This window comes from Simiaoa sp., from assembly GCF_051972595.1.
GTDB classification, from domain to species: Bacteria; Bacillota; Clostridia; order Lachnospirales; family Lachnospiraceae; genus Acetatifactor; species Acetatifactor hominis.
Window position 1 is genome coordinate 25,552 of record NZ_JBOKRY010000029.1, and the last position, 10,796, is coordinate 36,347.

A 10,796-nucleotide genomic window follows, 5' to 3' on the forward strand; every position below is an offset into this window, starting at 1 on the left:
CTCTTACTCCTCCGATCCACTTTTTTCAAACCGGAACCATTTGAAATCAAAATTACATCCCGGCAGGAATACAAATGTCACCTTCTGTTCTCCCGTCACTTTCTGTATCGGGAATCGCATTTCACGATATGCCCCACTGTGCGGGAAGGGTAGTACCTGCGTCTCCCCATTACTGAATCGTAACTGTATCGTATTGTGCTGCAGAGGTGTCCTGCCGCATATGACGATGCTGTCAGTTCCTTCCGTTCCAAAATCCATATCACTGAACTCCAGGGAGACATTGTTGCCGATCTGTTCAATGGCATCCGCGGTTCTTACAAAGCTGTCTCCATAAATAACGCCGTCTGTGAGGGCAGACAGTCTCGCATAAGCTTTCTCCTGTTTGGTAAAATGAAACTCCTTCAGGAAAATTTTATCTTCCGACACAATTGTCAGATTTACCACGCCTTTCAGTCTCCGGGACAGTGTAAATGTCTCCGGTTGGAAGACCTCCCAGATGCTGGGCTTCTGATAGGTGACTTCTCCAACAAGTTCTCCCGTCTCTCCGAATCCGGATGCATTCTCCCCGGGTTCTCCCTCCCAGATTTGAATTCTGTGAGGATCATTATCATTCGCAAAGATAGATAGCGTGATCTCATCACTTCCGAATTCGCCGAAATCTACGGATCTATAAACCAGGCCCGTAGGCTGTGCTTTATCCGTTCCTGCACTGTTCTCCACACCGCGGCTCACGTCCCCGCCAAAGCTTGTGTCGTAGGAAATAGCAGTAACCGGTTCATAAGGTGACCGAAACGTCTGTCCCATTCCCTCCACCTGAAACTCCAGCTGTGAGATCATTTTCACAGAAGGGGTACCGTTGCAGGACATACATCTCACCTGGAAGCTTCCGTCACTGATGCCTGTGATACGGATGCCTTCGCCGTCCGGAAGCTCTTCCGGCTTCGCGATCGGGCTGGGAATACCTGTGGCATCCGTAATGCTCCACAGAAGCTTACGGTCAGTGGCTTCCATAGGATAAATACGGGTATGCAGCAGTACAGAAGGGTTTTCCGGTGTCAGCGTCGTTGCGGCTGCACTCAGTTCCAGCTTGCGTACCGGCACGAATCCGGGTTCCACGAAGGCAGGCGGATATTCTCTGTTTTCTTCCGTTGCACAGATACCGGGACGGATCGGTGCTTCGATAGCATGCAGCGTCATTGTCGCCGTGCGGCGTCCGGCAGCTGCATTGTCCGGAGTCTTGACTACTGTCGTGGCTGTCCATGCGTCCTCCACGGTCACGCGAATCTCTCCGGGGATTGTTTTCGCAGCGATCATCGCCAGAAGCTTCCCCTGGAACAGCTTGCGGATAGTTCCCTTATAGGCATCGTAGTCCGTACTGTCACCGTTATCCAGCCCTATCAGTCTTCCGGCACCTTCCACGGTCACTCTCACATAATCGGAAGCATTTTCCACGGGATGCCCGTCCTTATCTTCTGCCGCAATCTCCAGGAAGATCATATCTTCGCCATCGGCACGCAGAGTGGTTTTGCTTGCTTTTAATACATAATGATCGGTGTTGCCGAAGGAATGTCTCTCCTGCCTTGCGATCTCTCTGCCGGTCTCATCGTAAGCCACAGCACAGATGCTGCCGGGCACATAAGGTACTTTCCAGGAAGGCTGCAACACCGTTCCCTTTTCATGATCGATCTGCTGTCTTCCCTGTGATACACCGTTTACGAACAGTTCCACCTCCGGAGCATTGCTGGTGATCCGCACATCCACCTGCTGCCCCGGATTGAAATCCCAGTAAGGGTAGACATGAATCATGGGATCTTTTTCAACATCTGTCCACTCTGCGCGGAAGAGATAATAGGAATCCTTCGGAAATCCCGCTGTATCCATCTGCCCGAAATAGCTGTTTTTCGTCTGATAAGGTGTCGGTTCACCGATGTAGTCAATGGCTGTCCAGATGAACTGTCCACAGGAATAGGGGGTATCTCTGTCCATAATGATACAGTATTCCGTATTTTTGGCTGCCCAGCTGGTAGTACTGTTGCCCAGAGCGGAGCACTGTTCGTCTGCTTCGATCAGTGTCGCCCGATCCAGCGGGAAATGATAGATGCCGCGGCTCTGTACGACAGAAGAAGTCTCACTTCCGTAAATGATCCAGTCCGGATACTTTTTATGGTGCTCTTCATAATATTTTTCTGCGTAATTATATCCCGCCAGCTTCACGATATCTGCACATTTCTGGGCATTTTCCCATGGCATATAGTTCGAACCGATGGTCACAGGTGCCACATTACGGTAGTCCCACTTTCTAACCGCAGCAATGAGGCTTCCGGTGATCTCCTGTCCATGGGCATCCGCGTGAGTATCCGGAATCTCGTTGCCAATACTCCACATGATAACAGAGGGGTGATTGCGGTCCCTGCGGATCCAGCTGCGGACATCCTTCTCCATCCAATCCTTGAAAAATCTGGCGTAATCATATGGATTTTTCGCCATCTCCCACATGTCAAAGGCTTCGGACAATACCAGAAATCCCATCTCGTCCGCCAGTTCCATCACTTCTGTCGCCGGCATGTTGTGAGAAGTCCGCAGAGCATTAACGCCCATGGAACGCATGAGTTTGAATTTACGACGCATGGCTTCCTTGTGGAAAGCCGCTCCCAATGCTCCGAGGTCATGATGGTCACAGGTACCGTTCAGGCGGATCTTCCTGCCATTTAATAAAAAGCCCCTGTCGGGATCAAATTGTATGGTGCGGAAGCCGATACGGAAATGTTCTTGCTGACATAGTTCCCGGCTGTTGGTCTCCTGCACCGATCGTTGTTCTGTGCCCTTTGACGCACTGTTACCAGTCGTCTCCACGCTACCGGTTTCCTGCGGTGTGTTTCTCCACAGGCATGCCTGTAGATCATACAGATAAGGATCCGTAATGTCCCATTTCCTCGGGTTATCCACAGGGATCGTTATGGATATCTTGTTCTGTCCACAGGTGAGAGGCTGTTTTACCCGGAAAATCTCCGGACTTTCTGCTTCCGCTTCTGCCAGTCTTTTGCTGTCCCCAGCCTGACACAGGCAATATTCCAGCTCATAATTTCCGCTGTCCGTTCCCCATTCCAGCTCGGTATCGATGGTCAGATCATAGCCTTTTTCCGTTTCCACAGAGGAAGTATAAATGCCGTCCAGAGGAATATGTGTCTCCGGCAGCCGGGTCATCCACACATTCCGATAGATTCCGGCACCGCTGTACCATCTGCTGTTGGGCGCCTGAAATACGACACGCAGAACGATTTCATTGTCTCCCTCATGTAAAGCATCCGTAATATCCCAGTCAAAGGTAGAATAGCCGTATTTCCAGTCACCAAGGTGCTCACCGTTTACATAAATAGAAGAATCCATGTAAACACCTTCAAAGCGGAGGATGACACGGTCATCATTTTTTGTTTTAACCGGGGCATAGGCAAAGTTCTTCCGATACCAGCCGATGCTGTCTTCATAGAGATTCTTCGTATCATAGATCAACCAGTCATGGGGCAGATCCACCCGCTGCATTTTGGCTTCCCAAATCTGCCTGTCTTCCCAGTTCACACCTAATTCCGTTTTGGCAAAATACCAATTATCATTCCATAACGTTCTGCTGTTCATCACCGTTTTTGCCCTTTCTGTCTGATCCCGGTTTCTGTCCCATTATTTTATTTTTCCTGCACGCGTACGGTTTTATCTGCGTTCGATCCAGACTGCGCATCTGCCCGGTTCTCCAGATGTTTCACAAGCCAGACCGCCAACAGCGCATCCAGCGTCCCCAATAAGATTCCACCCAGGATATCCGTCGGGTAATGAACGAAGAAGTAAAGTCTGGAAAATGCAATAAGTGCCGCCATGAGCAGACTTAAGAGTCCTGCTCTGCGATAATAGCAGAAGATCGTCACTGCACCGGCGAATCCATTGGAGCTGTGTCCCGAAGGGAACGAATATTCAGAAGGAAACGGGATCTTCAATATGACACTGTTGTCGACTGCGCAGGGTCTGGGTCTGGCGATCACATTTTTCAGAAACAGATTCCCCACCAGATAGGTAATAGCCATTGCGATCATCATAGTCAGACCGCATTTTCTGGTCTTCGGTATACATGTCAGGACGATGGCGATGGCAATCCATACAAGCCCGCTTTCTCCTATGGTGGTAAAAAGACGCATGACCTCCGTCAGCCACTCCTGATGGATTCCCTGTATTGTGTGTAATATCTGTAACTCCATATTGCTCCCTTCTCCATTCACAGACGGCTGTCTGTCCTTACGTCACCGTCTGTCGGCAGTCTATGCTTTCCACTAGGCATTCACGCTTTTATGCCTTCCGTCACTACGCAGGCAATCGTTTTCTCGATATTATTGCAATTTATTTATGAACGCCTTCGCATTGGCCGCGATGTTATCCTTGAATACAGCAGAACCTGCCACGATAACATTAGCTCCCGCATCAAGTGCCAGCGCTACGTTGTCAAGATTAATGCCGCCATCTACTTCCAGATCGGTAGCCAGTCCTCTGTCCGTGATCATTTTCCGGATCACCGCTACCTTATCCAGGCATTCCGGGATCAGCTTCTGTCCGCCGAAACCGGGCTCCACGGTCATCACCAGTACCATATCCACCAGTTCCAGGTAAGGCTCCACTGCCTCTGCCGGGGTGGCGGGTTTGATGGTAATGCCGACTTTTTTTCCGGTGGCACGTATTTTATCAATGCAACCCTTCACATCCTCTGTTGCTTCCAGATGGAAATTCACCAGATCCGCGCCACAGGCAGCGAACTCTTCCACATAGCGCTCCGGCTTCTCGATCATCAGATGTACATCGAGAAACATGTCCGTATGAGGTCTTACTGCCTTTAAAACAGGCATTCCGTAAGAGATCGAAGGCACAAACAGTCCGTCCATCACGTCTACATGCAGCCAGGGCACGCCGGCTCCTTCCACAGCTTTGATATCCTCTCCCAGCTTCCAGAAATCCGCCGAAAGAATTGAAGGTGATAAAATATTCATGATACTCCTCATTTCTGCCCTTAGGGCCTTGTCTGCAACACTTTTTCCCTTGACAAGGAAATCGTATTCCGTATGCGTCTATTCTAACAAACTTGCATTCTTAAAACAAGATAAACTAAGAGGAACCTTTCCTTTCGGGAAAAGTTCCTCTCTTTGTATCATGTGATCACGTAATTCTTTATAGATTTTTGACATCCTCTTTTAACCGGTCCCAGGCATCCTCATGCTCCGTGTAATAGATGGGGCATTTTTTGCCGCCGCAGTCATAGTGGCGGAGGATATCGTCAGGCTGCAGGTCATAGGCATCGATGAGCCATTTTAACAGCTTGATCAGAGAATCGTAGGTCTCCTGAGTAAACTGTCCGTTGTCCGCCTTATAGCAGCATTCAATAGAGATGGAATCCTCGTTACGGGTCTGTACCGCGTAAGCGATCTCATCCAGAGGAACGCACTGGATGATCTCCCCGTTATAGCCGATAATGAAATGCGCACTGGCACTGCGCTCATGATTGTCCTTAAGCTGTTCGAAATAGCTGCGGTTCTGTGCCGCACTGGTGCCGGGGTTGGCAGTATAATGCACGAAAATGTTATTCACCTCCGTCAAAGGATCTCCCGGTCTGGAATATTCATTGACCGTAAGGAAATCCTCCGTCCAGTCAGGATGCGCTGCGTAAGTCTCCGCTGACAGTCCCTGGATCCCGGTCCCTGTGGTATTCTCAATCTCTTTTCCCACCTGCTGCACCGTGTCTATTGCTTCCAACGGTGTACTGGCTTCCGCGGTACTGGCAGGCACCCTCAGAAGCTTTGTCAACGCGATGATTCCTACCAAAATGCATGCACTAAGCAGAGTCATCCGGATATATCTGCGGATTCTTGCCCGTCTGCGGCGACGCTGTCTCTCCGCCCTCGCCAGTCGGTGTCTATCTTCCTGCCGGGGCGCTACACTGTGCTGAGGATATGTTCTTGTCCTTGTGCCCTCCTGAGACATTGCAGGTGTGCTGTGTTGTGACTGTTCTGTGTGCCTTCCTGTATGTCTGCTCGTATTTTTCCCGGTTTGATAATCCACCAGATACGGATTTCTCCGCATCTGCGTTATATGGATCTCTGCCTGTCTGCTTGAACGATTTTCCTGCGTCATATTGCCAGCCCCTCCAAATGAATTACTTTCTATGGGTTTCAATATAACGCGGAGTTGTCACATTTTACGTCACATTTTTCTTAAGAAATTATAAAGAAAATCATTTTCATGTTTTTTCGTGATATATCTTGATTTATCGTTAGCATGATGTTATCATGTAGACGCAAAAGGAGGATTTTCTCATGGGCAGTACTGAACAGGAATTAAAAGATCTGATTATTAAAAAATATGGAAATCTCAGTAAATTTTGTGAAGTTATAGATATGCCGTGGACAACATTAGACAGCATCTTAAAAAGAGGAGTTTCCAAAGCCAACATTTCTAATATTATGAAGATTACGCAGGAACTGAACATTGATACGGAGAGTCTGGCTGTCGGATTGATAGCTCCCAAAAAAGAGGCTGTTCCAATTGCTTTTCTTCCCATTGAAAATTCAGAAAATTCTTCAGACAAAGCGCTTGCCCGACTGATAAAATACTATGGCATGTTAAATTCTGTAGGACGAGGTAAGGCTGTCGAGCGAATGGAAGAATTGGCACAGATTCCGCCTTATACGGAAGAATAGTTTATGTTTACAAAAAGAGGGGGGATATTTTATGTTTTTCTACTACTATGACAAAGAAAAAGATACCACTGTTCCTATGGAATTGGATGACAATAAATTAAATACAGGCGATTTTGAATTTTTCAATGATGGTATCCGTAAGGTTTGGAATTCGCAGGAAGAGGAATGGTATTTTTCTATTATTGATGTTGTTGCAGTTTTGACTGAAAGTACAAATCCCAAAAATTATTGGAATATGCTTAAAAGTCGCCTTAAGCAAGAAGGTAATGAAACGTACACAAATTGTGTACGTTTGAAAATGAAAGCCTCCGATGGAAAAATGCGTCTTACCGATTGTGCTACTACAGAACAACTTTTGCGCATTATCCAATCCATCCCTTCCAAAAAAGCTGAGCCCTTTAAATTATGGCTTGCTCAGGTGGGAACGGAACGGTTGGAAGAAATGGCAGATCCCGAAAAAGCATTAGATCGCGGTATGGAATATTACCGCCGCAAAGGTTACACCGATGCCTGGATCAAAGAACGCCTTCAGTCCAAAAGTATTCGTGATGATCTGACTGCGGAATGGAAACGTTCCGGCATAGAATCTTCCCGGGAATTTGCTGCATTGACCAATATCCTTACCAAATCCTGGTCTGGGAAAACCGTCCAGGAATATAAGAGGCATAAAAATCTCCATAATGAAAACCTGCGGGATAATATGACCAATCTGGAACTGACCTTAAATCAGCTGGCAGAAGTATCCGCCACTGCTATTTCCAAGGTAAAAAATCCAAACGGCATGGAAGAGAGCAAAAAAGTAGCTATCGATGGCGGTACCATTGCCCGAAATGCCCGTCTGGACCTGGAGCGGCAGCTAGGGCAGAGTGTAATCTCTCCCCTAAATGCCTCAGATCCTCCCGCCTTGGAAATCGATCAGACGAATTCTAATGTGAAAAGTGACTAAAGAATCTTCTTCAAATACTCCTCGAGTATCTGTGCCACGTTGCGGTGGGCTTTCACGCCGGGATGTAGGCGGCTGCCAACGGTATCCTGTGTAGTGTCGGGGAGTTGTAAAAAGTGAATCCGGGAATCGGCAGTGTTCTTGGCATAACTTTCCACCGCTTCACGGATCACCGACAAGAAGTTGTCTCCCAGCATACCGTACCCCCAGATGATCTGTGCTGTGGGGTTGCTGTTCCGCACTACTTTCAGGAAATCGCAGATAGCTGTTGTCAGGATCTCTTTAACTTCTTCTATGTCCCGTGTTCCTGCCCATTCCTGCCCCAGTTCCGCTGCGGACTGAATTGCTGTGGCATCATTGGTTCCCAGATTGATAATGACCGCATCTGGCTGCCATGCCTCGAAATCATAGTCTTGCAACGCTCCCAAAGAAGCATTCCTCTCCCCAGTGAGCAATCCACAGACTTGTGTGTAAAACGAAGGAATCTTATTCTCCACATTTCCATCCCATCCGGTGACAATTCCCCAGCCGCTCTGGGATACCACACGATACTCCGCGGATAATGCATCTGCCACCATACGGGGATACGTATTTTCCGCAGAGAAAAAGGCACTGATCCAATCTTCCTCATAGACGGCTCCCACCGTACCTTCCCCGCTGGTAATGCTGTCTCCCACAAATTCCAGCCGGTACTTCGGCTCCGGCAACTGCAGGAATTCACCGTCTGCATATTGCAATCCCACAATCTGTAACAGATGCCCGGGATCCTGATGCATTGCCTGTACTTCCTTCAGTATCCGTACATGCTTCGGTTTTCCTACCGTCATCCCCCGGAACAGGCACACTTCGTTTTTCCCTTTATTTAATGGAACTCTACTGATCTGCACGCCGTTCAGTTCCACCGCAAGCCACGGTTCATAAGCGTCGTAATCGGCATTTACCTCCACCTGAAATTCACTGCCGGTATAGATAAATTCTATTCCGCTACCTGTCCAGAATAAATTCACCTCGTCCGTTCCCGTGGTGCGTCCCAACACCCGTACCTGCGGCAATGCTGCTACACTGACTGTCTTTGTTGGCTGCTCCATTTTCTGCCATACCTCCCTGTGCATTGTTTTATCTGTCGTTCTGATTTTCGCTGTTCCGCCCTCTTATCTCCGGTTCTTGCCACGACAGCTGTATTCTTCTGCGATCACAGCCTCCGCAGGGCGACCGCAGACTGCATAAGGGCTCTTCCATTCCATACTTCCCGGCCAGTCCCAGATTCCGAAGCCTTTTACCCAGTCCCGTTTTTCGCAGGCAGAAAACATTGCCAGATACCAGTCTGCCTGTTCCGCATCATCCTCTTTACCCTGCAGTTCCCAGTTATTTGGCACCTGCGCGGAACCATGAATATTCATGCATCCTGCTTCCGAGAACAGAAAAGGCTTTTGATATTTTCGAACCACTTTCTCAATACGATCCAACTGATTCTCCCAATCATCGATAGGATAATATCCGCTGGAAGCGATCACATCCACTGCATCCCACCATATAATATGATCTTCCCCGTATTTGTCACAATTATAACCGACAGGCCCGTCATATATTGTGCGGACCTCTGCGATCAGCTTTCTCCACTCCGTCTCCCGGTGCTCTGTCATCGTCATCTCGCAGCCTGTAAGAAATAATTCACACCCTGTGCGCTGTGCGATCTGTGCGTAATGCTTCTGAAAAGCAATATGGCTTTCAAACCAGTTGCCCCACTTCGGTTCACAGGGAACATCATGATCAAAAAAGCTTATCCTTGCTCTCCAGACGCCGTTGTCACAATTCACGGTAGGCTTTAATGCCACCTTTAATCCCAGACTCTGCGCAAAGCGAATCATATCACACAGTTCTTCATCCGTGCAGCTTTTCTCCCCATCGAAATGGATCTCTTCACTATAAGGGGTCTCCTGCATCCCCGAGGGAGTGAATATCACCCAGTTGGCATGGATTCTCCGTACCATTTCTTCCATACTTTTTCTGGCTTCTCCAGATCCCAGTAATCCTTTGTTCGGAAATACCGCAAAATTCACCCCATGAAATTTTTCTGTACCAAATTTCTGCATCAATAGTTTTCCTTTCCATAATTGTTTTATCGTAAAGCTTTTCCAATCTCCGTTCTTGTATTGTATCATTATTATCTTTATTTAGCTAGCTATTTTAGCTTAATTTTAGTTAAAATTATTTTTGTTTTCTCACTTTTCCTATGTTAATATAAAAATAAAGTTATACAATCAAATGAGGGAGAATATTGCCATGCATTTTGTCCAGGCGAAGGGGATTTTATCTCAGAATAACGGAATGAATATTTATCGCGGATGCTCCCACGGCTGCATTTATTGTGACAGCCGCAGCAAATGTTACGGTTTTACACACGCCTTTGAAGATATTGAAGTGAAGGAGAATGCGCCGGAACTGCTTGAACAGGCATTACGTTCAAAACGGCACAAGTGCATGATCGGTACAGGTGCTATGTGTGATCCCTATCTTCCCGCTGAAAAAGAACTCCAATTGACCAGGAAGTGTCTGGAACTGATCGATCGATATGAATATGGTGTCACGGTACTCACAAAATCCAATCTGGTGCTTCGTGATCTGGATCTGCTGCAATCTATCAATAGGAAAGCCAAGGCAGTGCTGCAGATGACGCTCACTACTTATGATGAGGAGCTGTGCCGGAAGCTTGAACCGAATGTGTCTACTACGAGAGAACGTTTTGAAGTGTTGATGAGATGTAAAGAGTTGGGAATACCGACTTTTGTGTGGATGACACCGATTCTTCCTTTTATTAACGATACCAGGGCGAATATAGAAGGATTACTTGATTATTGCCTGCAGGCAGGAGTTCAGGGGATCCTGGTGTTTGATGTTGGTGTCACGCTGCGGGAAGGTGACCGGGAATATTTCTATCAGGCGCTGGATCGTGATTTCCCCGGCATCCGACAAAAATATGTCAGTACTTATGGGAATGCTTATGATATTCCCAGCCCTCACACAAAAGAACTAATGGCACTGATTCAAAACACCTGCACAGCGAATGGTATGCTGTGTTCCCCGAAGGAATGCTTTACTTACCTGCATGAATTCCCCGAGAGATA

At 47.7% G+C, this 10,796-nt stretch carries 9 protein-coding genes; 3 read left to right on the forward strand and 6 right to left on the reverse strand.

The features are described 5' to 3' along the window. Positions 1-3: 3 nt before the first annotated feature. The 4 genes from ACTRDR_RS10535 to ACTRDR_RS10550 form a co-directional block, all read right to left on the reverse strand. Positions 4-3,633: a glycoside hydrolase family 2 TIM barrel-domain containing protein gene (locus ACTRDR_RS10535; RefSeq protein ID WP_440527422.1), complete on the reverse strand. Its 3,630-nt coding sequence runs from the start codon at positions 3,631-3,633 to the stop codon at positions 4-6. Between the two features lie 47 nt (positions 3,634-3,680). Then, positions 3,681-4,244, reverse strand: coding sequence for a phosphatase PAP2 family protein (locus tag ACTRDR_RS10540; protein WP_440527411.1), 564 nt, complete (start codon positions 4,242-4,244; stop codon positions 3,681-3,683). Positions 4,245-4,373: 129 nt separating this feature from the next. Further along, entirely contained in the window at positions 4,374-5,027 is a 654-nt protein-coding gene (gene rpe, locus ACTRDR_RS10545) for a ribulose-phosphate 3-epimerase (RefSeq protein ID WP_440527424.1), read from the reverse strand. A 175-nt stretch (positions 5,028-5,202) separates the two neighbouring features. Further along, a complete protein-coding gene (locus ACTRDR_RS10550; RefSeq protein ID WP_440527413.1) occupies positions 5,203-6,162 on the reverse strand; it encodes a peptidoglycan recognition protein family protein in 960 nt (319 codons plus the stop codon). 182 nt (positions 6,163-6,344) lie between these two features. Between ACTRDR_RS10550 and ACTRDR_RS10555 the strand changes: the two genes are divergently transcribed. Next, positions 6,345-6,728, forward strand: coding sequence for a hypothetical protein (locus tag ACTRDR_RS10555; protein ID WP_176863733.1), 384 nt, complete (start codon positions 6,345-6,347; stop codon positions 6,726-6,728). 31 nt (positions 6,729-6,759) lie between these two features. Next, positions 6,760-7,674 carry a BRO-N domain-containing protein gene (locus tag ACTRDR_RS10560; RefSeq protein ID WP_440527415.1) on the forward strand — a complete coding sequence of 305 codons (915 nt, stop codon included), beginning with the start codon at positions 6,760-6,762 and terminating at the stop codon, positions 7,672-7,674. Here ACTRDR_RS10560 and ACTRDR_RS10565 read toward each other — a convergent pair. Both ACTRDR_RS10565 and ACTRDR_RS10570 read right to left on the reverse strand, forming a co-directional pair. Then, positions 7,671-8,759 (reverse strand): SGNH/GDSL hydrolase family protein, encoded by a 1,089-nt coding sequence (locus tag ACTRDR_RS10565; protein ID WP_440527417.1) that lies wholly within the window; start codon positions 8,757-8,759, stop codon positions 7,671-7,673. The genes ACTRDR_RS10560 and ACTRDR_RS10565 overlap by 4 nt on opposite strands. Positions 8,760-8,822: 63 nt before the next feature. Then, entirely contained in the window at positions 8,823-9,764 is a 942-nt protein-coding gene (locus tag ACTRDR_RS10570) for a glycoside hydrolase family 113 (RefSeq protein ID WP_440527418.1), read from the reverse strand. Between the two features lie 190 nt (positions 9,765-9,954). Between ACTRDR_RS10570 and ACTRDR_RS10575 the strand changes: the two genes are divergently transcribed. Continuing rightward, a partial coding sequence (locus ACTRDR_RS10575; protein WP_440527420.1) for an SPL family radical SAM protein occupies positions 9,955-10,796 on the forward strand: 842 nt, incomplete at its 3' end.

Coding starts and splice junctions, on each gene's coding strand:
- ACTRDR_RS10535 (WP_440527422.1), bottom strand. CDS start 3,633: ATGAACAGCAGAACGTTATGGAATGATAATTGGTATTTTGCCAAAACG.
- ACTRDR_RS10540 (WP_440527411.1), bottom strand. CDS start 4,244: ATGGAGTTACAGATATTACACACAATACAGGGAATCCATCAGGAGTGG.
- ACTRDR_RS10550 (WP_440527413.1), bottom strand. CDS start 6,162: ATGACGCAGGAAAATCGTTCAAGCAGACAGGCAGAGATCCATATAACG.
- ACTRDR_RS10555 (WP_176863733.1), top strand. CDS start 6,345: ATGGGCAGTACTGAACAGGAATTAAAAGATCTGATTATTAAAAAATAT.
- ACTRDR_RS10560 (WP_440527415.1), top strand. CDS start 6,760: ATGTTTTTCTACTACTATGACAAAGAAAAAGATACCACTGTTCCTATG.
- ACTRDR_RS10565 (WP_440527417.1), bottom strand. CDS start 8,759: ATGGAGCAGCCAACAAAGACAGTCAGTGTAGCAGCATTGCCGCAGGTA.
- ACTRDR_RS10570 (WP_440527418.1), bottom strand. CDS start 9,764: ATGCAGAAATTTGGTACAGAAAAATTTCATGGGGTGAATTTTGCGGTA.